Source organism: Niallia sp. NCCP-28 (assembly GCF_023168165.1).
In the GTDB taxonomy this organism is placed as follows: domain Bacteria; phylum Bacillota; class Bacilli; order Bacillales; family Cytobacillaceae; genus Niallia.
The window spans coordinates 171081-196086 of record NZ_BQYJ01000001.1 but is presented as its reverse complement, the minus strand read 5'-3'; the positions used below and the strand labels follow the sequence as shown (position 1 = coordinate 196086).

At 35.8% G+C, this 25006-nt stretch carries 21 protein-coding genes and 3 pseudogenes; 20 read left to right on the top strand and 4 right to left on the bottom strand.

All coding sequences use genetic code 11. The features are described from left to right. Positions 1-113 precede the first annotated feature (113 nt). The gene (locus NCCP28_RS00920; RefSeq protein WP_248560256.1) at positions 114-977 is read left to right on the top strand and encodes a YitT family protein; all 864 of its coding nucleotides are present in this window, start codon (positions 114-116) and stop codon (positions 975-977) included. Positions 978-1367: 390 nt separating this feature from the next. Here the strand turns inward: NCCP28_RS00920 and NCCP28_RS00915 are convergent, their stop codons facing one another. After that, a complete protein-coding gene (locus NCCP28_RS00915) occupies positions 1368-1961 on the bottom strand; it encodes a hypothetical protein (RefSeq protein ID WP_248559540.1) in 594 nt (197 codons plus the stop codon). 245 nt (positions 1962-2206) lie between these two features. Continuing rightward, the gene (locus NCCP28_RS00910; protein ID WP_248559539.1) at positions 2207-2353 is read right to left on the bottom strand and encodes a BH0509 family protein; all 147 of its coding nucleotides are present in this window, start codon (positions 2351-2353) and stop codon (positions 2207-2209) included. Between the two features lie 581 nt (positions 2354-2934). Here NCCP28_RS00910 and NCCP28_RS23760 point away from each other — a divergent pair. Further along, positions 2935-3159 carry a YxiJ family protein gene (locus NCCP28_RS23760; RefSeq protein WP_375709365.1) on the top strand — a complete coding sequence of 75 codons (225 nt, stop codon included), beginning with the start codon at positions 2935-2937 and terminating at the stop codon, positions 3157-3159. A 223-nt stretch (positions 3160-3382) separates the two neighbouring features. Here the strand turns inward: NCCP28_RS23760 and NCCP28_RS00905 are convergent, their stop codons facing one another. Further along, positions 3383-3925, bottom strand: a complete 543-nt coding sequence (locus tag NCCP28_RS00905) for a 3D domain-containing protein (RefSeq protein WP_248559538.1) — start codon at positions 3923-3925, stop codon at positions 3383-3385. A 1204-nt stretch (positions 3926-5129) separates the two neighbouring features. Here NCCP28_RS00905 and NCCP28_RS00900 point away from each other — a divergent pair. The 14 genes and pseudogenes from NCCP28_RS00900 (at position 5130) to NCCP28_RS00835 (ending at position 20799) form a co-directional block, all read left to right on the top strand. Further along, entirely contained in the window at positions 5130-5564 is a 435-nt protein-coding gene (locus NCCP28_RS00900) for a YhfM domain-containing protein (protein WP_248559537.1), read from the top strand. 470 nt (positions 5565-6034) lie between these two features. Then, the gene (locus tag NCCP28_RS00895; RefSeq protein ID WP_248559536.1) at positions 6035-7348 is read left to right on the top strand and encodes a hypothetical protein; all 1314 of its coding nucleotides are present in this window, start codon (positions 6035-6037) and stop codon (positions 7346-7348) included. 153 nt (positions 7349-7501) lie between these two features. Then, a complete protein-coding gene (locus tag NCCP28_RS00890) occupies positions 7502-9118 on the top strand; it encodes an ABC transporter substrate-binding protein (protein ID WP_248559535.1) in 1617 nt (538 codons plus the stop codon). A 120-nt stretch (positions 9119-9238) separates the two neighbouring features. Beyond that, entirely contained in the window at positions 9239-10201 is a 963-nt protein-coding gene (locus tag NCCP28_RS00885; protein WP_248559534.1) for an ABC transporter permease, read from the top strand. Between the two features lie 10 nt (positions 10202-10211). Continuing rightward, the gene (locus NCCP28_RS00880) at positions 10212-11138 is read left to right on the top strand and encodes an ABC transporter permease (RefSeq protein WP_248559533.1); all 927 of its coding nucleotides are present in this window, start codon (positions 10212-10214) and stop codon (positions 11136-11138) included. 42 nt (positions 11139-11180) lie between these two features. After that, positions 11181-12209, top strand: coding sequence for an ABC transporter ATP-binding protein (locus tag NCCP28_RS00875; protein WP_248559532.1), 1029 nt, complete (start codon positions 11181-11183; stop codon positions 12207-12209). Between the two features lie 2 nt (positions 12210-12211). Continuing rightward, a complete protein-coding gene (locus tag NCCP28_RS00870; RefSeq protein ID WP_248559531.1) occupies positions 12212-13045 on the top strand; it encodes an ATP-binding cassette domain-containing protein in 834 nt (277 codons plus the stop codon). A 13-nt stretch (positions 13046-13058) separates the two neighbouring features. Next, positions 13059-14468: an amidase gene (locus NCCP28_RS00865; RefSeq protein ID WP_248559530.1), complete on the top strand. Its 1410-nt coding sequence runs from the start codon at positions 13059-13061 to the stop codon at positions 14466-14468. A gap of 121 nt (positions 14469-14589) precedes the next feature. After that, positions 14590-15813: a Zn-dependent hydrolase gene (locus tag NCCP28_RS00860; protein ID WP_248560255.1), complete on the top strand. Its 1224-nt coding sequence runs from the start codon at positions 14590-14592 to the stop codon at positions 15811-15813. Positions 15814-16312: 499 nt separating this feature from the next. Next, positions 16313-16705 (top strand): class Ib ribonucleoside-diphosphate reductase assembly flavoprotein NrdI, encoded by a 393-nt coding sequence (nrdI, locus tag NCCP28_RS00855; protein ID WP_309296612.1) that lies wholly within the window; start codon positions 16313-16315, stop codon positions 16703-16705. After that, complete coding sequence (gene nrdE / locus NCCP28_RS00850; protein ID WP_248559528.1) at positions 16665-18758, top strand: class 1b ribonucleoside-diphosphate reductase subunit alpha; 2094 nt, start codon at positions 16665-16667, stop codon at positions 18756-18758. Before nrdI ends, nrdE begins: the two co-directional genes overlap by 41 nt. A 64-nt stretch (positions 18759-18822) precedes the next feature. Beyond that, a pseudogene (locus NCCP28_RS00845) lies at positions 18823-19407 on the top strand (ribonucleotide-diphosphate reductase subunit beta); the annotation flags it as partial. Positions 19408-19850: 443 nt separating this feature from the next. Next, positions 19851-20255, top strand: a pseudogene (locus NCCP28_RS00840) (ribonucleotide-diphosphate reductase subunit beta); the annotation flags it as partial. Between the two features lie 325 nt (positions 20256-20580). Continuing rightward, the gene (locus tag NCCP28_RS00835) at positions 20581-20799 is read left to right on the top strand and encodes a hypothetical protein (protein WP_248559526.1); all 219 of its coding nucleotides are present in this window, start codon (positions 20581-20583) and stop codon (positions 20797-20799) included. A 14-nt stretch (positions 20800-20813) separates the two neighbouring features. Here NCCP28_RS00835 and NCCP28_RS00830 read toward each other — a convergent pair. Further along, positions 20814-21272 (bottom strand): annotated as a pseudogene (locus NCCP28_RS00830) (DUF3900 domain-containing protein); the annotation flags it as partial. 258 nt (positions 21273-21530) lie between these two features. On the opposite strand from NCCP28_RS00830, the gene NCCP28_RS00825 reads away from it, so the two are divergent. From NCCP28_RS00825 to NCCP28_RS00810, 4 genes are all read left to right on the top strand, one after another. Then, positions 21531-21716, top strand: coding sequence for an H-type small acid-soluble spore protein (locus NCCP28_RS00825; protein ID WP_248559525.1), 186 nt, complete (start codon positions 21531-21533; stop codon positions 21714-21716). A 107-nt stretch (positions 21717-21823) separates the two neighbouring features. After that, entirely contained in the window at positions 21824-22738 is a 915-nt protein-coding gene (locus NCCP28_RS00820) for a CobW family GTP-binding protein (RefSeq protein WP_248559524.1), read from the top strand. A gap of 298 nt (positions 22739-23036) precedes the next feature. Continuing rightward, positions 23037-24044, top strand: a complete 1008-nt coding sequence (locus NCCP28_RS00815; RefSeq protein ID WP_248559523.1) for a permease — start codon at positions 23037-23039, stop codon at positions 24042-24044. A gap of 54 nt (positions 24045-24098) precedes the next feature. Next, positions 24099-24863: a TIGR03943 family putative permease subunit gene (locus NCCP28_RS00810; protein WP_248559522.1), complete on the top strand. Its 765-nt coding sequence runs from the start codon at positions 24099-24101 to the stop codon at positions 24861-24863. Positions 24864-25006 lie beyond the last annotated feature (143 nt).

Here is a 25006-nt window from a genome sequence, read left to right as displayed (position 1 = left end):
ATTATGTTAGTGAACAACTGTGTTAAAATAGACCATAGTCTGTCCTAAAAGAACTTAAATGAAAGTCGCAGGTTATTTGAATAATTTGAAAAGAGGGAAATAAAGTGAGTACAATGACAAAGCAAAAACGCAGCAAACTTATGATGGTTTCACGGGCACTATTGATTATTATTGGGGGACTTCTCGCAGCATATGGTTTAGAGTCAGTATTAATCCCAAATAATGTATCCGATGGGGGAGTGACAGGACTAAGCATTGTTGGTTCACAACTTTTTGGATTGCCATTAAGTATTTTTATTGCCATCCTGAATATCCCTTTCGTATATTTAGGCTACAAACAAATTGGGAAAAGCTTTGCTATATATTCAATCATCGGTATTGTATCCCTTTCAATTGGAACTATCCTAATGCATCATGTTCCAACGATAATTGAAGGTGATACATTATTGGTAACCGTTGTTGGTGGTGTTATTCTTGGTTTTGGGATGGGATTAGCCTTACGTAATGGTGGTGCATTAGATGGAATTGATATGTTAGCTGTATTACTTTCTCGAAAATTACCTTTTGGAACCAGTGATTTAATTTTATTTTTGAATTTGTTTGTTTTTATTGTAGTATCAACTGTATTTGGTCTTCAAGGGGCCATTTTATCAGGTATTGCTTACTTTATCGCATCTAAAGTAATACATATTGTGGAAGAAGGTTTAAGTGGTTCGAAAACTTTTAAAATTATTACCACTCAACCTGAATTAATGGTTGAAACTATACGTGATAGATTAGGTCGTGGAGCAACGTATACACTAGCACTTGGCGGTTACTCCAATGAAGAATTCAAGGAAATCACTTGTGTCATTAACCGTTTGGAAGAAAGCAAAATGAAAGAAATCATTCAAGAAATTGACCCAAAAGCCTTTGTCGCAATATACGATGTATCAGAAGTTAAGGGTGGAAACTTCAAAAAGCATGATATTCATTGATTTTCCATTTTTTTCATATTTAAGAGCGTTTTAGAATTGTATTTCGTCTTCTAAATGTTTAGTGCTATTTTTAGAAAAAGTGCGTGGTCTTTCTTTCCCCGGTCAGTTTCTTTTTCCTCCATCTTTTTAACCTTATTTATAGTAGATGGATTAGTATACTTTTTGTTTTTTTCTATTCTAGTTGATTTCTTCGGATAGAATGCATGTTGTTACTTCCAAAAAAGTATCTACTATTTTTTGAAGTAAGGCTGTGTTAAATGCTATTGTTGACTTTGATGCCAGGTTGATTGGAGCGGAGATCAACATTTAAAATTAAAAGAGCTTAAAATAAAAAAAAGCTGTAGATAAATTCCCATTCTAAGAATTTTGTCTACAGTCTGAAGCGGCAGATTAATCTGCCGCTTCTTTTGGCAACAAATTAAGGAACTTGGCTAATGAAAGAAGAAGATTATTTTTTTTATGCTTCATCTCTTCAGCTAACTTACAGTAGTCACTATAGAGCTTTTCCTCTTTTGAATAATTTTTGCGTCTGTTTCCTTGTTTTTCCAAGAATTTTTGGAGATCAAGAGCTTCTTTTTTATACACCTCTTCTTTGTCAGCATAATACTTCATTTGAGATTGAATGTTTTCTGTCATGTACTTTTCGGGGATTAGAATAGATACCATTGCTTGAATTTTTGGTATTTCTAATTTATTGGATAGGTAAGAACGATGATTCCCACCTGTTGCGACAGTATACTTTCCGTTAGGAAGGAGAAATAAATGCAGATCAGCAGGAGACCTGTCATTCCACCCTTTTAATTCAACGGATTTACGTAAATCTGTCAGTTTAGCATCACTTTTTATTTTTTTAGTTGGAAAAGTTAATCCAATAATATTCTTTGGTGAAATCGATGTGATGCCGAGATCGACCGTAACATAGGGTTTATATGGCCTTACTGCTTGATCAAAGAGAACCCACCGTTTTTTGAAGAGTTTTAGCAATCGAAACACCTCCTTTTATCAAGTTATTTCTGTCCCAACGGATTAATGCCAATGGATAAAAAAAGGAAAAGCTGTTGCACCTTTTTATCCACCTGCAATAGATAAAATTGCGGGAAAATATATGCATCTGTATAAATATATTTGCATATAGACAAAATTAACCAGCCTATTGGGGGCAATAGGCTGGTTAATAAGGGGAAGACATCCCATCCTCCCTGCAAAAATTTATAAGTATTATTTTTATATTACATATAGTCGTATACATAATCTTCAAAATAGAGCCAGTGATAATATTCAATCTGAGGATCTGTCATCTGGGCAATTTCTTGTAGATTAAATTTTTGTTTTTCTAATAAATCTTTCACTTTGTCTTCTCTTGCTAATTGGTCCATGTTAATTCCTCCCTATGTAAAAGAAGTAAAGTTAGTTTTAATATGTAAGCGATTTCTTAAAATAATTATATATCTCAAATCGATATTAAACAAATATCATTTTGAGATTGTTTTTTGGAAAAGGATATAGAAATGTTATTTATCACGCATTAACGAGCTTTTGACCCACACCTCAAGATGATAAGAGAAGACGAGAAATCTAGGTGGGTAGAAAACTGGCCCATAAAAGCCTGATTGGTTCCACTAACATCAGTGGGGAACGTGGAAAACCCTCACTGATTGAAGTTTCACTTTATTGCTGCATAAGAAGCACATTCATTTGGCTGTGATTTTAATGCTATTCCTAATCGGGTAAATATATCTGCAAAATTGGTTGATAAATGCCTGGTAATATAAAGAGTGGATAATGCTATGCTGGTTTGCTTAAACAATTGCTGTTGAAAATGGGGAATATGAATCAAAATAAATAGCAAAAAGAAACGGGAAATGTTCAGGAAAATGCTTATTTCATACAACAGAAAATAAGAAATAAGGAATGGAGAAAACAATATGGATTTTAATGGTATTAAAAAACAGCTTGTATTTATAAAGGAAATATTGTACAAACCACCCCTTATGAAGATGGACATAAAATGCAAGGGGGTTGCCAGAGGGATTTTCTTGAATTATCTGATGATGAAAACAGTTTGACAGCGGATTTTAATATATATTGCATGAACATTGCTGGAACTTTAAGTTATGTAGTAAGAGGAAAGGAAAAAATATTCCAAAGTGTCAAACCGAAATGCTGCAATTTTCTTTTTTGATTTTTTTACAATATAAATTTTTTAAGATCCGCATAACTTTATATAAGATATCAAAACTTTGAAAAAAAAAGAAATTTGTTGCAGATATATCTAGAAGAAAGGCTCAATGGATAGCAGGCATTATTAGGTTGGAATCGAAGCGTTTTTACTGCAAAAAAATAAAAGCAATATGTGCCGATAAAATATCGATATGCATTGCTTTCGTTTTTTGCAATTTAGTTGTCTAGTTTATAATTTTTATTTTTATATTTTTTCTGCCCCATTGCAATGCGGATGTTTTAGAAGGCATAAACACATCAATTTTTTTGCCTTTTATGGCGCCACCAGTATCTCCTGCTACCGCATAGCCATAACCAGGGACATAGACTTTAGAGCCTAACTTAATTACTTTCGGATCAACAGATATAACCTTTTGATTAGGATTTTTCTTTAAATTTATACCGGTTGCTGTGATACCAGTAGAACCTTTGAATAATGTGTAGGCAGAAGCATTTACTGTAATCTCTTTTGTTTTCTTTGCAGTTTTGCTAGATTTACTAGTTGTGCTAGTTTTTTTAACTTTTAATACTTGTTTTACTTTAATGAGATCGGATGAAAGGTTATTCCATTGCTTTAATTGACTGACAGTAATATGATAGTTTTTTGCAATTTTGGAAAGGGAATCTCCTTTTTTTACGGTATATGTATTTGAAGCAGCTGATGCCCCGCTGCTGATTCCAAGTGCTAGCATAATAGATACGGAAATTGTTATGAAGGATTTTTTCACATTTAAAACTCCTTTGTTTGTCATATGAAAATTATATCAAGCTATTATTGCAATTGTGTTTCAGAAGTTTACTAATTTCATGACAATATGATGAGATTTTTATGTTTTGATGGAATGATCGCTTTTTCTTAAATGTTAGTTTTACAGCATTGTCCATACAAATGTTGCCTTACTTTAAGAATATGCATGTCAGGAAATAGCAGAAGGAAGGATGCATTCTTTGTTATAATAGAAGCAAAATATGGAATAAGTAATAGGTAACCATTTAAATAACAAGAGTTCTCTCTAGTATTTGGTTCTGCTACTAAATGATAGAATTTATTGAAGAAAAATAAGGATGTAGTTAGATGTTAAGCATTTGTACAGTGAATATTTTTATAGGAAATTTCTTAATGTATCTAGAAAACTAAACCGAAATTTAAATAAAACTCTTATTTTATATGGATCATTAGGACTTGAAGTCGTAACAGGAATAGATTTTCCCCACAGGATATAGATATTCTTGTCCCGTTTAAGTTTGTATACAACTAATGGAAAATGGTGAATTAAAATAAAATTGAATTAATGAAAAAAGGATAAGCTGTTAACCTTATGCAAGGCAGGGGAGCATCAGATGGATCACTTTTGAAGCTGCCATGTATTTAATAAATCAATCTGCATTTCTTCTGTGTATTGGCAGTTTTTTCTTTCCTGTTGCTATTTTTTTTATGGTATGACGGAAATTGGATTTCAGGATATCTCCTGAATATGATTATAAAATTTATAGTTCAACACACTTTAGTTTTTATAAGGCTATCATTATACGAAGTTTTTTAAGCAAAGTATTACCAAAGGTTATTAATGGAGTTTTGCAAAAAAATCTAAGCTATACAGATTAATTAGCACTCCATCATCATGACATTGATAGTGGCAATTGACGGATATTATCACCAAGTATTAATAAAAGGGAAAAGGTGTTCCAAACTTGAGCTTACAAATATGTATATAAATGCTAAAGCTAATACTTGCGATATGTTAGAATTTCCAGCTGCTTTTTGCCGAATTAACCGCTTTTACCAAATTGCCCATTATAATGAAGACATAGTGGTTGATTTTGTGATTGATACTGACAACGATAGAATATATAAATCGTCTTATTAAGTGGCATGGGCAAACATGTTCACTTTTAAAGGGCATAATTTGATGAGAGAGGAGGGGAGGCAGCTTGAAGGCTGTATTTTCAACATTATTCATTTTATTTGTTGCAATGGCTATGGTAGCATGTCAATTAAAACAAACAGAAAGAATGGTTCTATTAGATGAAAAAATTTCAGAAATCAAAGTTTCAAAATCAAAAGGTTTTGGAAGGATGAATGAAGATTTCATTCTATCTTTCAAAGATAAGAAATCCATAGATATTTTTGAAAAGGCAATTACAACTGCTGTTAAACAGCCTGGGAAAGTTGATATAGACGAGCCAGAGTATGATGTAATGGTCGAATATAAAGCAAAAGAAGGAGAGCTGCCTACACACGGAATTCATTTATGGTTGGGAAAGGAAAATGAAAAGAGCACATTCATGTATATTACTGATGACTCCGTTTATCTTAATTCTCTCAAAATGACAACGGAGTTAAGAAAGCTGATACTTTCAAACTGATAGTCAGGAAGTTATTCTCTTCCATTAGCGGTGCGCGTTTCTGTAGAAAACAGAAGCGCTTTTTGTATTGGCTATATGATACTAATATTTAGGCATGTTAAAGCTTGAGAATAAGGAAATATATTAATAGCCTCTAGCAGATTGTAATATTTGAATGTAACAGAGTCGCTATTTTGAGTACACTATCAACTTCTATAAAGCAACAAAAATGAGTTTTTTAACATGTTGCATTTTATAACACATATATAACGTTGAAGAGTTGGGAAAGCACATAGTTCCTGCAAAATTTGAGAAGATATTGGTTTTAATGTATATGTTATTCCTATAAAGAGACAAGAATCAAGGAGCATTATCTATTTTGTGAAAAATGTATGTGAGATTTCCTTACGCGTGTGTTGAAAACTATGAATTTTCAGAATATAATAAGCCTCATAAGATAATTAAAGACATATTAAAGACAAGAGAGGGAGATGCTTATTAAATTTCGTATAGCAGTAGTTGGCCCTGAACCATTAGTGGCAGATATTTGTGAGATAGCTTCTGAATTTAATGAAGTAGTGATTCTTCCGCTGATTTATCAAAAAGCGGAAGAATCAGCAGAGTTAGTGAAACAGCATCAGGAACAAGAGGATATTTTCCTTTTTTCTGGCCCTACGCCTTATATGTCGGGGAAAAACAGTGTTCCTGCCCACAGCAAAGCTGCTTACATTCCTTTTGAAGGTACAGATATTTATAGGCTATTATTGCAAGTATATGAACACTATCATTACTACCCGAAAATCAGTTTTGATATCGTTGATGGACAAGAGTTAAATGAGATTTATCATGAAATGAAAATCACCCGTATTCCTTATTATTTACAAACATTAGAAGAAGGAATGGATAGTGAAAGGTTAACAAACTATCATTCGAATTTGCTGAAAGAAGGAAAAGCAGAGGTTGTTGCTACTACATTAAATTCAGTTTATGAACAATTGCAGGAAGCAGGATCATCAGTGTTTTTAATTAAACACACGAAAGCTAAAATTCGAGATACCTTGCAAAAGATACTTCTTAGAGAGGATAAGCAAAGAAAAGAAGAAAGGCAAATCATCGTTTTGAAATTTCAAATTCTTTATGAGAAAGAAAAAAAAGACGTTTACTATAAACAGCTGAATCAGATTATCATCGATAAAATTCTTAAACTTGGAAGAACATTATTTTCTAGTACCAATCAAATCAAAGACGGCATGATTACCCTTTATACAACAAAAGGAGTTTTTGAAAAAGCGACATCTAAAAGACAAGATTTTTCTTTTCTCCATGAGTTCAACAAAATGACATCTTTTCAGGTGAATCTTGGCATTGGCATAGGAAAAACCGTTCAAGATGCTGTCTACAATGCAAGCAATGCCTTAGAGTTTTCCATCAGAAAAGAAAAAGGAAGCTGCTTTTTAATTGACGAACAGAAAAGGATTTATGGTCCGTTAGGAACAACCAAGTCTATTGACTATACACTAGCGAGCAGTGAAGTGGATAATCAACATTCATTGACTCTTAGAAAATTTTACTCATGGCTTTTGATGATGCAAAAAAGTGAAGTGACAACAAGAGAAATAAGCTTAGGAATGAGTACAAGCGAAAGGCATGCCGCTAGAATCTTAAAAAGTCTGCATCAACAAAATGTTGCCAAAATTATTGGGAAAGAATCAATGAATCAAAAGGGACGCCCCCGTCTTGTCTATAAAATCGATTTAAATGGGTTAGCCAATCATCTACATGAAACAAAAACATCTTCTCTATAACTGAATAAAACCCTCATCTTAGAAGTGCAACACTAAGGCAACTTCATCTGCAGGATAGACACCAGCATCATAACTTCACCTTGAAAACGAAGCTTGATAAATTTACTTATCTATAATAATATAAGCAATTTTTTATTTAATAGGAGGAAAAAAATGAAAAAGAAGAGTTTGATACTATCTATCTTATTGAGTTTCGTCCTTATTTTAACGGCGTGTAATGTTAATTCAGGATCATCCACCAATAGTAGCAAAAAAAGTTCCGGCGGCGGCGAATTAATTATCGGGATGGAGTCAGAAGCAGATGTTCTAGACCCGCACCGTGCAGGCGGATGGGTAACGATGCGAATTACGAATCAAATGTTTGAACCTCTAATTGGGGAAGATTTAAGCAAATCATCAGAAGAATCAGCAGTGCCAGAGTTAATACCCGTATTAGCAAAAAGTTGGGAAGTCTCCAAAGATGGCAAAACATATACCTTCCATTTGAGAGAAGGCGTTAAATTCCATGATGGCTCAGATTTTAATGCGGAAGCAGTAGATTTTAATATTAAAAGGTTAACAGATAAAAATTTTGAATATTATGATAAATTAAGCGCAGGCCGCACTTTTAGAACTTGGAAATTTTTTGAAAGCAGCGAAGTAGTAGATGATAAAACAATTAATATCCATCTAACTTCCCCATTCTCAGAATTTCCGAGAATGCTGGCACAAATCAATTCACTGCAAATTGTCAGTCCTGATGCAATTAAAAAGAATGGCAATGATAGTATGGGGGAAAATCCAGTTGGAACAGGTCCATTTAAGTTCGATAGCAGAGAAAGAGGCAAACATATTACTCTTGTAAAAAATGAAGACTATTGGGGAGAGAAGGCGAAGTTAGATAAAGTTATTTTCCGACCATTATCAGACCCAGCAGCAAGGGTATTGGCGCTTCAAAATGATGAGGTCGATATGATTGCTGTTCCGTCTCCTGACTCTATTGAAAACTTGAAAGATCAAGGATTTAAGGTTGTTTCTGGTACACCTCCACATGTTTGGTATTTAACATTTAATTTTGATAATGAAAATATGAAGAATCAGAAAGTAAGACAAGCAATTAACTATGCCATTAATAGAGAAGGAATTGCCAATGAACTATTGAAGGGAACTGTAACGCCAGCTTACACGATTCAATCACCTGGTGCAGTAAACTATGATCCTGAGAAAAAATGGTATGAATACAATCCAGAGAAAGCAAAACAACTACTAAAAGAAGCTGGTTTGGAAGATGGATTTAAAACAACGTTGCAAACATCTGTTGATGGTTCAGGACAATTAATTCCAGTCGATATGGCTGAATGGATTCAAAGGGATTTAGCGGAAATTGGCATAGATGTTACTTTAGATACACAGGAATGGATTACTTATTATTCTGCTTACAGCAATGGAATGAAACCAAATGTTGGGATGAATCAAATGTCATCTGGACGTACATCTCCATATTTTCTGTCTATGGTGGCTCACTCTGAATTTGTAGCACCAGGTGGCTTTAACTCTGGCAAATATGTGAATACAAAATTAGATGAGATTCTAGATAAAGCTTCTACCTCTGTAGAGGAAAATAAAGCATTAGAATTATGGAAACAGGCAGAATCAATGATTATGGAGGATGCAGCGTTTGCTCCGATTGTTAATGATTCAGCACCGTATGTGATTAATTCACGTGTGAAAGGCTTTGTTATACCATCAGAAGAATGGTACACATTGGCACCTGTTTATATTGAAGAATAATTAGTTTAAAAAGCACCTGATCTATTAGCAAGGGCAAAACCCGCAGAATGCATATCTCCAATTTGTTTTCTCGGGTTTTGCCCAACCAATTATAATAAGTCGGCTAGGAGGCGAGCTTAGTTGCTGAGATATATACTGAAAAGAATCTTATCAACTATCCCTGTACTTTTTGGGGTTACGATTATTGTTTTTTTATTAATCCAAATGATACCGGGAGATCCTGCAAAATCTATTCTCGGTAGTGATGCAACACCAGGGGCAGTGAAAGCTTTGCGAGATGAGATGGGATTGAATGAACCACTTTTGACACAATACGGGTTATGGATGATGGATCTGCTTAAGGGGGATTTAGGCTATTCTTATACGCTTCATAAACCAATTATTGATGAACTTCTGCCGAGATTTGTGAACAGTTTGATTTTAACAGTGGCCAGTCTACTAATATGTATTACATTAGGAGTTATTTTAGGGCTTGTCAGTGCATTAAAAAAAGATAGCATCCTTGATAAAGTAAGCATGGGAGCTGCTTTAATTGGCGCTAGTATGCCAGTGTTTTGGATTGCTTTAATGCTTATGTGGCTATTTGCTATCAGATTACAAATGTTTCCAGTTAGCGGAATGTATAATATGAGAAATCCTGGCGGAATTGCAGATTTGCTGCATCACTTAGTTTTACCGGCCTTTGCAACAGCAACCGTTTCTCTCGCTGTGATTGCTAGACTAACAAGAAGCACCGTTCTTGATGTGCTTCAAAAAGATTACGTTAAATATTTCCATTCGTTTGGTCTTTCCAACACAAAAATAAACCTCGTTCATGTGATGCGGAATTCGCTTCCGCCAATTATCAATATTTCTGGACTGCAAGTTGGTTACATTATGGGTGGTGCTTTGTTTAGTGAAGTTGTGTTTAACTGGCCTGGCATCGGACAACAGCTTTACACAGCTGTAACTTCCAATGATTATCCTACTGTTCAAGCAGGCATTCTCTTAATTTCCTTAACCTTTGTTCTAGTTAATTTAGTCGTCGATTTATTAAATGTTTGGTTAAGTCCAAAATTGCAAGATTCTATAAAAGCAGAATAGGGGTGAAAATATGGCTGAGAAGTGGAAACTCTCATGTAAAGCTTTTTTTAGCGATAAAATGGCTGCAATAGGGGCGGTTATTATTCTATTAGCAGTGTTTCTAGCAATTTTTGCGAACTTTGTTGCACCATATGATCCAAATACAGTAGCAGAAGGAAGCACTCGATTGCTTCCTCCAGGAACAGATGGACATATTCTAGGAACAGATCAGCAAGGAAGAGATATTTTAAGCCGAATTATTTTTGGAACGCAAACCTCTTTAATTTCCGCAGTTGTTCCCGTTATTATTGCAGCTGTTGTCAGTATTGCTCTTGGCATTATAGCCGGATACTATCAAGGTTTTATTGGGAGCTTGATTATGAGATTAATGGATATCTTTTTTGCTTTCCCAGCTGTCTTATTGGCTATTGCAATTGCTGCTATTTTAGGGCCGGGACTGCTTAATGTCATTATTGCGATGATTATTGTCCGCATCCCTTATATGACAAGAGTTGTTTATACAGATGTTCTGCAAGAAAGTCAGAAGGAATATGTAGAAGCAGCCAAAGCTTTTGGAATAGGAGATTTGGAAACTATGTTTAAACAAATTCTTCCTAATGTATTGCCAAGTTTGATTGCATATGCGACAACACTTGCTGGTGTAACCATTGTCACAGTAGCTGGCTTAAGTTTTATTGGGCTTGGTGTTCAGCCGCCGACAGCTGACTGGGGCAGAATGGCGAGTGATGGCAGCAAAGTATTAATGCAAGGATATCCTTACGTTACCTTTATTCCAGGAATTGCTATTTTAATTTTATCCTTTGCCTTCAGCATGATTGGCGATGGATTAAGAAATGCCTTAGATCCATATGAACAATCAAAAATGAAAGCTAAGAAGAAACTGAAAGCAGAGAAGACGGCAGGAGTCAGTTTAGGGCAAACAGCTAAAGAAGGTTGAGGGATGGAAGTTTTTATACAGGCAAAAGGAAAGGGTGGTTAGATGAAAATGGCTGCTTCACTAAAAGAAGAAAGTGTTTTACTTAATATCGAAAATCTGTCCACGAAAATAAAAACAGCGGATGGTATTCTTACCGTTTTAGAGGATGTTAATTTTACTGTGGAAAAAGGCGAAATCATGGCAATTGTTGGGGAGTCTGGGTCAGGAAAATCAATGACTATTAATTCTATTTTGAAATTATTGCCTAAAAATCTGATAGAAGAATACAAAGGTTCAATAAAAGTAGCCGGAAATGACGTTATTGCCCTCAATGAAAATAAAATGCGGGAAATAAGAGGAAGAAGAATTTCTCTTGTAGCACAAAATGCAATGACTTCATTGGATCCCTCTTATCGGGTTGGCAAACAGATTGTCGAAATAATAGTGGAAAAAACGAATAAAACGAAGGCACAAGCGAAGGAAAAGGCATTATCGCTTTTAAAGCAAATGGGAATTGATGATCCAGAGCGGATTTTTCAGTCTTATCCACATCAATTAAGTGGCGGCTTGCGGCAGCGTGTGGTTATTGCGATGTCACTGGCCTGTGATCCGGATTTAATTATTGCGGACGAACCGACATCTGCTTTAGATCCCACCGTACAATTACAGGTATTAGACTTATTTACCAAGATAAATCGCGAGTTTGGTACAGCCATTTTAATTATTACACATGATTTTGGCGTTGTTGCTCGGATGGCACATAAGGTAGCGGTCATGTATGCTGGACAGATTGTTGAATACGGGGAAGTTGGCGATATCATTGATCATCCCGAGCATCCTTATACGCAAAGTTTATTAAAATGTATCCCTGATATGGATTGGATATTTAGGGAAGGAGTTCATAAAAAACCATTATTCCAGATTAAGGGGGAATTGCCTAATCTTTTAGAATTACCACAGGGATGCCGTTTTTCCAGTCGCTGTCATTTGGCAAAGGATGAGTGCCATGTAACGAAACCATCATTAAAAAAACAAAATCGTTATAAATCAAACCATTCAGTGCGCTGTGTGCTGACTGAAAGGAGCCATTAAAGATGAAGGACAATACTTTAATTGAAGTAAAAGGATTGCAAAAGGTCTATGGAGGAAAAAAAGGTATATTCCTTCCCGCTAAAAAAGTGACAGCCGTCAAGGATGTGAGTTTCTCCATCTATAAGGGAGAAACGTTTGGGTTAATCGGTGAATCTGGATCAGGCAAAACAACCGTTGGACGAATGATGTTAAGGTTGATTGATCCAACAAGGGGATCTATTAGCTATAATGGACAATCGTTAATGGATTTATCAAAAAAAGAGATGGCTGCCTTGCGAAAGGATATTCAAATTGTTTTTCAGGATTCCGGCTCAGCTTTTAATCCACGCAAAACAATCGGTTCTCAAATTGCTCAGTCCCTGCTGAAATTTGGGGATACTCTAGATAGCCAATTAATTCGCAAGGAAACTCTCCATATGTTAGAAGTAGTTGGTTTAAGAGCGGATTTTTATGACCGTTACCCCCATGAACTATCCGGTGGGCAGCGGCAGCGGGCAGGAATTGCACGGGCGTTGATTTTGAAGCCAAAATTCCTCGTTCTTGATGAACCAGTATCTGCACTAGATGTTTCAGTTAAAGCACAAATTATTAATTTATTGATGGAGTTGCAAAAAGAATTTAACTTAACCTATTTATTTATTGCCCATAACCTAGATTTAGTTGCTTATTTTTGTGATAGAGTGGCTGTTTTATCAAAAGGAGAAGTAATTGAAACATCTTCCACAATGGAGTTGTTTAAACATCCTAAACATGAGATGACCAAAAAATTATTAAGCTCTATTTTGACTCTGCAAGGGGATTTGGGAGAAGTATATCGAAAAAGGAATGTGATTTGAACGGGAGGAGATTATGATGAAAGAATTATTTTTTAATGACATGCAGACCATTTCTGGCTTATTGCAAAGAAAAGAAATCTCACCAGTAGAATTAACAAACCAACTTTTAGAGAGAATTGAAGAGCTTGAACCAACTCTTAATGCATATATTATGGTATTAAAAGAGGAAGCTTTAGAGCAAGCAGCTTTAATGGAAAAAGAATTGGCAGAAGGCAATATTCGCAGTTCTCTTCATGGTATACCAATTGCGATTAAAGATATTTTTGAAACGAAGGGCAGCGTTACAACATCTGGTTCAAAGGTGTTTGAACATTTTATTGCAGAGCGGGATGCAAAAGTAATCGAACAACTAAAGGCTGCTGGAGCGATTATCATCGGCAAAACCAATCTTCATGAGTTTGCAATGGGAGCTACTACAGAAAATCCTCATTATGGCCCTACTCGAAATCCGTGGAATATCAAAAAAATACCGGGTGGCTCTAGCGGCGGTTCCGCTGTTGCAGTTGCAACAGGGACAGCATTTGGAGCGGTTGGAACAGATACAGGCGGGTCTATTCGCCTGCCGGCTGCACTTTGTGGCATTGTTGGTTTAAAGCCAACGTATAATCTAGTCCATACAGAGGGATGCACACCATTAAGTTGGACACTTGATCACATCGGCCCAATGACAAGAACAGTAGCTGATAGTCGCAGCATGCTGCGAATCATGGCTGATCCGGAAACTGTCAATCTTATTGATTTAGATACGGAAATTACGGATTTGCATGGAGTTAGAATAGGGATATGTGAAGAGTACTTTTTTGAAAATATGAATCATGAAATGAAAAATGTGGTGGATGCGGCAATGCTGAGATTAAAGGAATTAGGAGCAGAAATGGTTGCTATTAAACTCGAAGATTTGGAAGAAGCGATTGCAGCACAAAAAATAATTTCCAAGTCAGAGGCTTATACGTTCCACGAGGAGAATTTTGCAAAAAAACCTGAATTATATGGAAAAGATACTGCCTATCGTCTGAGCTTAGGGCATAGCGTTCCTGCTACACAATATATCAGAGCTAGAAACACCCGGAAATGTTTTATAGAACATATATTAAAGAAAATGGCTCAGCAGGAGATCGATGTTCTTTTTACACCAACAAATACAACCCCTCCTTTTGATATTGGCAGCATTTTTCCAGAAGAATCATTGAATAATATTTTTACATTAGGTCGGACTCCTCTCGGAAATTTACTGGGATTTCCTGTTATTAGTGTTCCATGTGGTTTTACAGAAGAAAAAATGCCAGTTGGCTTCCAATTAATCGGCAAGCCGTATGATGATGGAAAAATCTTAAATATCGCGGAAGTATATGAGAACTCTACAAATTGGGTGTCTTATTTAGAAAAAAATACTGCCTATAAGGCAGAAAATATTACTTTATAATACGGTCAATAAAAACAGCAATTAGCAGACTATAATGATAGAAAATCTATGTTGTTTATTGGTGGGGAAATGCTGCAAAAAAATAGATGAATAATGGATAGCTAGAGAGGAGCAAATAATGATGGAAAAACAAATGGTACTTGTAAACGGGGAAAAATTAAAGGATACATTAGAGCAATTTGCTGGTTTTGGCCGAACAGAAAATAATGGCGTTACTCGTTTATCCTTGTCTGAAGAAGATAAAGCGGCCAGAGATTTCTTTTGTTCTTTTTGCGAAGAATTGGGAATGGCTATTAAGGTGGATGATATGGGGAATATCTATGCCACTTTGGAAGGGCAAGAAAATAAGGAACCAATTGTAATCGGCTCTCATATAGATACAGTCAAAAAAGGTGGCCGTTTTGATGGTATACTGGGCGTGGCTGCTGGCATGGAAGTAGCTCGTACGTTAGTGGAAAATAATATTAAACCACGGCTTCCCCTTACCGTTGCCGTTTTTACCAATGAAGAGGGAGCAAGATTTGAACCCGTTATGATGTCTTCAGGCGTATTATCAGGGAAATTCGAAAAAGAGAAGATGATAAAAGTGAAGGATGTTAATGGTATCACTTTTGAAAAAGCGCTAAATGCAATTGGTTATAATGGCAGTGAAGAAAATCGCCTAAAAGAAGCGACTGCTTTGTTAGAATTGCATATAGAACAAGGACCGATTTTAGAAAATGAACATGTAAAGATTGGTGTGGTAGAAAGTGTCATCGGCATGTGCAGCTATGAAATTGAAGTAACTGGCCTATCCGACCATGCAGGAACCACTCCGATGGAAATGAGGAAAGATGCTCTTTTTGCATCGACCAATATTATTGCAGAGGCCCGGAAAAAGCTGAGCAATCTCGATAAGGCATTGGTTTATACAATGGGAAGATTTAATATCCTCCCGAATATCCATACTGTAATTCCAAATAAAGTTGTGTTTACAATTGAATCCAGACATAAGGATGGGAACGTTATTAAACAAGTAGAAGAAATTATTCAATGTCTTCCGCAAATAGAAAACAATGAAGGCTGTGAAATCAAAGTAACCAAGCTTTGGGATCGGGACACAGTTCTATTCGATGAAAAGCTTTGCGCTCGCTTAGAACAATCATCCAAAAATCTCGGATATTCCTATAAGCGAATGGATAGTGGAGCAGGCCATGATGCTCAATTTATCGCCAGCTATATTCCCACAGCTATGCTCTTTGTCCCAAGTGTAGATGGAAAAAGTCATTGTGAGGAAGAACTTACTAGTTGGGAAGATTGTGAAAAAGGAGTAAATGTTCTGATTGAAACGATTCTTTCCATGTAGAGAAAATCAGGAGCGAATGGGCAAAATAGATTAATTGATTGCCAGGAGTCTAGCCTTTACGTGATGCTCTATTTTATTTTTAGGTAATATTCAGAAAATTTAGCCGGATGTACAAAATGCAGAGAAATAATTTTAAATGCTAGACATTTATATTAATTAAAATAACTGTTTTTATAAAAATAATAGAATATATTTTCTCGATGAAAAAGTCTAATGAGGGCAGTCCTCATCAGACTTTTCTTGCTTTTCTCGGCAAATATATCCAGCTTGAATTTTTAAATATCTATTATTTTTAAGCTATAATTATTGACAAAAAAACTCAAAAATACTGTATTGACTCTAGATCGAAAAAAGGATTAGATAGTTTTATAACACAAGATATTGAGGTTTGTTTTCTGAAAACATCTGTATTTAGTATTCCTTGTATGAAACAGGGAGGATTATATAAAATATAGATTTTTTCATTTTAGTCCTCAAGGAGGGAAAAATTTTGCTTATCGTGTTTGACAGTAAGACGGGAAATGTGCGCCGATTTGTTCAGAAATTAGGATTGCCGGAAAATAAAGTAATAGAATTAAAGGCTGGACTAAAAGTCTACGAACCTTATATACTAGTAACTTACACAACTGGTATGGGCCAAGTTCCTCAAACAACTTTAGACTTCCTTAAGGCAAATCGCATCAGCCTTCATGCTGTAGCTGCTAGTGGAAATAGAAATTGGGGGCAAAATTTCGCTTTGAGTGCTAATAAAATATCGACCATGTACGGGGTGCCTATTTTACATAAGTTTGAAATGAGCGGCATGCCCGAAGATATGGAGATATTTAGAGAAAGGGTGCAAAATATTAGCTATGAGACATATAGAATTAAACAACGAAGTGACACAGCTTAACGAAAAGGGTTTCTTCCGGCTTGAAAAAGACAAAGAAGCTGTGGCTGAATTTCTGGAATCGGAAATCAAGCCAAAATTGATTCGTTTTGACTCTGTCGCACAAAAATTTGCTTATATGGTAGAAGAGGATTTCTATTATCCACAGGTTTTGGACCAATACAAGATTTCCGAGATCGAAGAAATCACAAAGACCGTTTATGACTACGAATTTGAATTCCAATCTTATATGGCTATTTCAAAATTCTACAAAGACTATGCTTTAAAAACGAATGATAAGAAAAATTACCTTGAAACATACGAAGACCGCATTATCATCGTCGCTTTATTTTTGGGACAAGGAGATTTCGATAAAGCGAAGAAAACAGCAATTGCGATGATTGAACAGCGCTATCAGCCGGCAACTCCTACTTTCTTGAATGCAGGCAGAAGCCGCCGCGGTGAGATGGTTTCTTGTTTCTTATTGGAAATGGACGATTCGTTAAATTCAATTTTCCACAATATCAATACATCCGGCCAGCTGTCGAAAATAGGGGGAGGCGTAGCCCTTAACCTTTCGAAGCTTCGTTCTCGCAATGAGCAGATCAAAGGCATTGATAACGCTGCATCAGGTGTGGTGCCGGTTATGAAGCTTTTGGAGGATACATTCTCTTATGCAAACCAATTGGGTCAGCGCAAAGGGGCAGGGGCTGCCTATTTGAACATTTTTCATTGGGATGTTGTTGAGTTCCTTGATACAAAAAAAATAAATGCTGATGAGAAGTCGCGCATCCAAACACTTTCGATTGGATTGATTGTGGAAAATAAGTTTTTCCAATTGGCCAAAGAAAATAGAGAATTTTATGTATTCGCTCCTTTCAGTGTCTTTAAGGAATATGGCATTCATTTGGATGATATGAGAATGGATGACATGTATGAAGAGCTTGTGGCAAACCCAAATGTGAAAAAGCGTGTCGCTATGACAGCTCGTGAAATGATCACAAAAATTGCCCAAATCCAGCTGGAATCAGGCTATCCATATTTTATGAACAAATCCAATGCAAATAAAGGACATGCTCTTAAGGATATTGGACAAATTAAAATGAGCAATTTGTGCACAGAGATTTTCCAACTTCAGGAAACCTCTGAAATTATGGATTACGGCCAAGAGGATATTATCCGCCGTGACATTAACTGCAACTTAGGCTCACTGAACATCTCAAATGTCATGCAGTCTGGCGATGTATTCAGGGATTCTGTACATGTCGGCATCGAGGCATTGACAACTGTTTCGGATATATCTGACATACAAAATGCTCCATCTGTCAAAAAAGCCAATGAAGAGCTTCATGCAGTCGGATTAGGAGCGATGAACCTTCATGGATATTTATCGAAAAATAGGATCAGCTACGAATCAGATGAAGCAAAAGACTTTACTATGACTTTTTTTATGATGATGAATTTCTATTCTATTGAAAAGAGCATGCTGATCGCAAAAGAAAAAGAAGAAACGTTCAAAGAGTTCGGAAAATCGGAGTATGCGAAAGGGACCTACTTTGAGAAATACAAGGAAACAAGCTTTGCTCCTAAAACGGACAAAGTAAAACAATTGTTTGAAGGCATTTACATTCCTACTTGCGAAGATTGGGCACGATTGGCTACATTGGTGCAAAAACATGGAATGTATAATGCGTACCGTTTAGCCGTTGCGCCTACACAATCTATTGGTTATATCCAAAATGCAACAGCATCTGTAATGCCGGTCGTGAATCAAATAGAGTCTCGCACATATGCGAACTCTACGACGTATTATCCAATGCCTTATATGGATGAAACGAACTTCTGGTTCTATAAATCGGCATTTGATATGAATCAATTTAAGATAATGGACTTGATTGCAGCAGCACAAGAGCATGTGGACCAAGGCATATCTACTATTCTTTATGTAAACTCTGATGTTTCTACAAAAGAATTGGCTCGTTATTATATTTACGCAAATGAAATAGGGTTAAAATCACTTTACTACACACGGACGCGAAATTTGGCGATTGACGAATGTATTGCATGTGCCGTTTAATAAGAGAAGGAGTATGGGGAGCAAATGACTCCTCCTTATTTTTGGAATCACTGGGGGAAATGAAATGACAAAGTATGCCGTTAACTGGAATCAGCATGAAGATGACTTCACACAGATGTTTTATACGCAGAATACTAGACAGTTCTGGCTGCCAGAAGAGATCAGTCTTTCTGCTGATAAAAATACATGGGGAGAACTATCGAAAGAAGAGCAAGATACCTATAAAAAAGTGCTAGGCGGCTTGACATTGCTGGATACAGAGCAAGGCGGGGAAGGAATGCCTTTGATTGGCATGCATATAGAGGGACTGCAACGAAAGGGTGTTTTGTCCTTTATGGGAATGATGGAGCAAATCCATGCGAAATCATATTCTACTATCTTTACAACACTAGCTACAGAAGAAGAAATTGACGAAGTATTTGATTGGGTGCATAATCACCCTCAATTGCAATCAAAAGGAAAATTGATTTCCGAATACTATCAAAAGCTTTTTAAGCCTGAAGTAAGTAAATATGACCTTTATATGGCAACAGTTGCTTCTGTGTATCTTGAGTCATTCCTGTTTTATTCCGGATTTTTCTATCCGCTGTTTTTGGCAGGACAAGGAAAACTAACCGCTTCAGGTGAAATAATTAATTTGATAATCCGTAAACGTTTTGCGGCTTGCAGCAGTAATGTTGCTTGAAAAACCTTTCTAATTGCTGGGAAATCCTTATCGTGAATCTTTTCCTCTTTATTGACGAATAGGTTCATAATGGTTATATCCTATCTATCCATAAGATAGAGGAGGATAGCCGGTAGGACAATCAGCAGCAAAGTCTTTATCTGGCGGAACAGCCAGCCATATCCGTCACCGCAAACTGTACAAACAGGAGCGGGACGATATGTAGATAAAGAAATGTTCAACGACTATCCCTTAGGCGGTGAAATTCCGCAATAGGAGTAGGGCCAAGTGGTGGGTGAGAATCCCTTAAATCGAAATGGAAGGCTACCTGAGAAGGTAGGTGATATAGTCTCTTCTTACAGGTAACTGTAAGCAGTTCATGTAACGTGGCATGAACGGTCTAAGATTAACGACCTTAGATGAAGGATAAGGATGAAAGTATACACGGAGTATATATAGGCCTTATCGCTCAGGAGTTATATGCAAAACTGACAACAGAGGAGCAGGAAAAAGCTACTCGTGAAAGATTGGATTTATTAAACATTCTTTATGAAAATGAGCTGGAATATACACAGGACTTGTACCAGCAAATTGGACTAGTGGACGAAGTGAATAAATTTATCCGCTATAATGCGAATAAAGCATGCATGAACCTTGGATATGAGCCTGTTTATCCGTCAGAGCCAATTAACCCGATTGTTGAAAACGGCATGAAGACAGATACTAAGAACCACGACTTCTTCTCTGTAAAAGGCAATGGCTACGTAAAAGCTACAAAAGTAGAGCCGTTGACTGATGATGATTTTATTTTTGATTGGAAGTCTAATGTATAGACAGTAAACCAGTTTCCTTTTGGTAAATTCAGACCGTAGCCCTCCCTCATTTTAACTAGAAGGTTAAAGCGAGGGAGGGTATTTATATTTGTACTGCAAGAAGGATGAATGAAGTTTAAACAGGAATTTTGAATAAGAGCTTCTAAGAAAATCTAATTAGCTAAAATAAGGTTTGAATCATTCCTATAAAGTTAGACAGATTATTTGATAAATATTGATATACAAGGTAAAGGCATACAAAAAAATAAATATACCGGGAAATAAAGGAAGAATCAAGATTGCTGACAATAAAAATAGGGTAATAGTTCTAAAGAGGTGATGGCAATTGAATAAAAACAAAAAAAAACCAGTGTTGGAACATTCCCGGGTAAATATGGATCATCCGGAACAATATCCAACAGAGAACGAAAGCCTGTTTGATAAATTTAAGATTGAGCAAACAGTTGATCCAATTCCAATGGAGGATTTAAAAGAAGAAAAGCAGGAAGAAAAAGCAAAACATGATACAAAAGATACTTCCTCAAGTGAAAAAAAGTATAAATAGGATGTATATGGATATTGGATCGATTTCATATTTTTTGTTGTAATAGCTAGTTCTGCTTGTATAATCATGGTATTTTCATCTAAGGTGTTTGCGACTTTTAGTTCGAAGGCACATTTCATCATGAATAAGAAGGACTCACTGAAATATTTGCGCAGATTGGCTGTAGCAAGAAGAAGGACACCGCTGCATGCAGTGTTTGTATCTAGGTAAGTTGATCCAATATTTTCGGCATTTTCTTGAGAATTATTCATGTTTTCCGCTATTTTTACGGCTTAAAAAAAATTGTAGTTTGAATTGGAAGTGGCATCATGGCCTGCTTCGACGATAAAATGTCCAATTTTTGTTTGTACATTTTCCAATTTAGGATGACGGTCAACTTTTCGTTTAGAGATTTTTTCTGGTTCTCCATTTAAAAAGTCTTTTAAAGCGCTTTGTTTATAGTCTTGATCGTTAATGTTTGATCGCATCTTCTTTTCTTTCCGCTGTTGCTATATAAAAGGGAAGATAGATGATTTCAAAGTCCATGGTTATTCCTACTTTTTAACGTGTCGGCGAATTACGGTATAAAGAAGGATAAATGGCAGTTTAATCGTTAAGATATCCCAAAAGTAAGAATAGAATAAATTTTTATTGGAATAATGAAAAGTAGCAAAACAAAATTTAAAAAAGCGCTTTTATGTATGATAGTAGAAAAGCGGATAAAAAATGTGTATAGGAAGGCGGCAGAAAACATGGACATGAATAGAGCGAAACAAATTCTTTCTTCTTCAGCCAACATTGAGGTAGAATACAACGGTGAGTCGATTTGGATTGATGATATTAAGGAAGCTGATAAAACAGCCATTGTGCATTTGCTAAGCGGAGGCACAAAGGAAAAAACAGAAGTAGATATTGAAAGCTTAAAAGAAATTCATTAAAAAGCCATCATGCGATGGTTTTTTTTCTTTTTCCTTAGATGTACTAAAACGTAAGGTTTTTTCATACAGTAACCGTATGATTAAAAGGAAAAGGGAGAGGGTTATTTATGCTAAAAACACCAGTTTATTTAATTAACGGTTTTTTAGGAAGTGGAAAAACAACAGTATTGCTTGAATGCATACGTTATTTTAAAAAAAATAATAAAAAAGTGGCGATTATTTTAAATGAACTGGGAAATGTTAATGTAGAAAAACATTTATTTCAAGAAGAATCATTATTTGAATTATTAAATGGCTGTATTTGCTGTTCTATTAAGGATGATTTAAAAATAACGTTATCTGAGCTGAAAGAAACGGTGGAAAAGCAAAAAATTGATGTAGTTTTATTAGAAGGTACCGGTGTTGCCAACCCTGGAGAGATTATCGAAACATTTGAGGAACAGCCATTTGCTGATTCTTTTTCTATTATGCAAAGTGTCTGTGTGATTGATAGTGCGAATATACTTGATTATATAAGCATTTTTGCAAGCTCCAAAGAAGTAAGGGAACTTCAGAAAGAACAAATTGAAAAAGGCAGCTTGCTTGTATTGAATAAATTAGATCAGCTGCCGAAAAAAGATACTCTGCAAAAAATAGAAAAAGTAGTGCGCAAATATAATGGGGCTGCACCGATTATTTATTCTTCCTATGGAAAGGGTGTTGTCGAGCATATAGAGAGTCATATACCTGCAACTCCAATAGAGGGTTTAGGCCATGCTCATCATATTCATGTAAAAGCAATAAAAATTGAGCAGAAAGTAGCTATTTCAAAAAAGGAAATTATTAATTTATTGCATAAGCATCAAGAAAAAGTCATTCGTGCAAAAGGAAGCATTCAAAACAGGGAAGACCTAGAGTGGTATCATTTTCAATATGCAGCAGGTCAGTTGGTATGGGAAAAACTAGCCAATAAGCCGCAAGAAGAGAAGGGGCAGATTATTTTAATTGGTGAAAAACTTTCAAGAGAAGAGATTTTTTCATAATAAGCGGCAAATATAGCTGCTTATTTAAGAGTGTAGCCAAAATCCAAAATGAAAAATTTCCAGCTAATCGAAAACGGTTGACTTTCGAGGCGTGAAACCTTGGGAGGAGCGGAGTTACCAAGGGAGGTAATGAGCATCCGAGTAAGGTGAACAACGAAGAAAGCGAGCGTTTGTCGACAGCTTGCAATAAGCGGCAAATATAGCTGCTTATTTTTTATGCATATTTGCTGATAGTCCCTCATATATATCATAAGACAAGCATCCTATGTTCGATTATTAAATTTGAAGGAGTATCTGTATGTCTATTCCTACTTCGTTAAAAGATGTATTAATTTTTAGTTTGTTTATGGTGATGGTCTATTTATTCTTTTTTGGAGATGAGGCGCTGATTCATACTATTGGCATTGCCTTATCGGCAGATGGCAAAGCTGTTTTTGTCCTATTTTTAGGCATTTTTTTAGAAGCTCTTCCTTTTTTGCTGTTAGGTGCATTTGCTTCGTCTGTTATTAATATCTTTGTATCAGAAAAGGCAATTGCAAAGCTAATTCCCAAAAATCCTGTTGCAGGCATACTAATGGGGCTGGTTGCCGCGGTTATTACCCCTGTTTGTGAATGTGCCATTATTCCGGTTGTCAGAAGGCTGATTCAAAAAGGAGTGCCTTTGCATGTTGGGGTTGTATTATTAATGGGTGCCCCTATTTTGAATTTTATTGTATTTGGCAGCACTTTTTTTGCTTTTCAGAATCATCCGGCAATCATTTATGGCCGATTTATTGTCTGTATCCTGGCAGCTATTATTGTCAGTGCATGTATCTATCTTTTTTTCGGAAAAGACCGTGTGCTAAAAACACAGCGAGAAGATTTAATGAATAGTGTACAAGCCAATGTCAATAAAGGAGATTCAAAGTGGAAAGGCATTTTGCACCATACTTGCCATGAATTCTTTACGGTTGGAAAATTTTTTATGATCGGTGCCTTATTTGCCAGTGTTGCTCAGCTGTATCTGCAAGGGTCTGCTTTTGTACAAGCTGCTCAAAACACTTTCCAAGGAACCGCGGTAATGATGGGGCTTGCTTATTTATTATCATTATGTTCTGAAGCAGATGCGTTTGTGGCCGCTTCTTTTTCCAAAATATTTTCTTCTCACGCCATATTAGGATTTTTAGTATTTGGACCAATTTTAGATTTTAAAAATACCTTTGTAATGCTTGCTTCTTTTAAAATAAAATTTGTGGTTTGTTTTATTATGCTTGTCACGATTGCGGTTTTTGCTTTATCTATAATAGTCGGCAGCTTTTTGGTTTGAAAAATGTTGGAGCTATTTTAAGCGGATCAGAGGCAAATGAAAGGAGGCTGTCTTATGAAAATCAGCTGGAGCCCTAATTGGCAATTATCGAATGAGCTGCAAGGCATTATTTTGATTAGTTTTAGCCTGCTTCTTTTTAAACTATTTGTCAAAAATATGATTACCATGCTTGTTGCGCCAAAATTGGTTCCTTTTCTCCTAATATCCATGATTGTGATGTTTGTGTTAGGTTTTTTTCGTCTTTTAAACAGCAATTTAAAAGGGGCAGATTGTGATTGTGATGTATGCGATCAGAATACTTCGATGATTAAGCAGCTGTTTCCTTATCTCCTATTTTTCAGTCCATTGTTTTTCTTTTTTACAATTGAAGATTTTTCTATAAATAAAGATTTATTGTCTACAAATGGTTATATTTCGGAAACAGCAAATGATGATGTTAGAAATTCTGACATTAAAATGAAAGATGAAATAATTGTAGAAGATACAAATTTTTTTTCCGTGATGGACCTTCTTAATAATCAATTAGATGTTGCAGTTGGAAGAAAGATAGTAATGAATGGATATATTTATCGAGAGAAAGGATTTAAAGATAATGAAGCAGTGCTTGCGAGAAAAGTAATGACCCATTGTGTCGCTGATTTGTCCACATATGGATATATGCTGAACGGAGATCTTAGCAAGCTAAAAACAGGTGACTGGTATACGATTACGGCGACAATTCACAAAAAAGAAGTAGATGGCACGGTTATGCCTGTATTAAAAGTGAAACAAGTGGAAAAAAGTGAAAAGCCATTGGAAGAGTATATTTATGATTTATAATGGGGCAACGAATAGACAGAATCTTGCATCGATAAAAGAAATAAGATACACTAAGTGTGTACAAAATGAATAATCGGGAGCTTGTGGAATCAGGCTGAGAGTATGGCTATGCTGCCATAGACCGGAGGAACCTGTTGGATAAT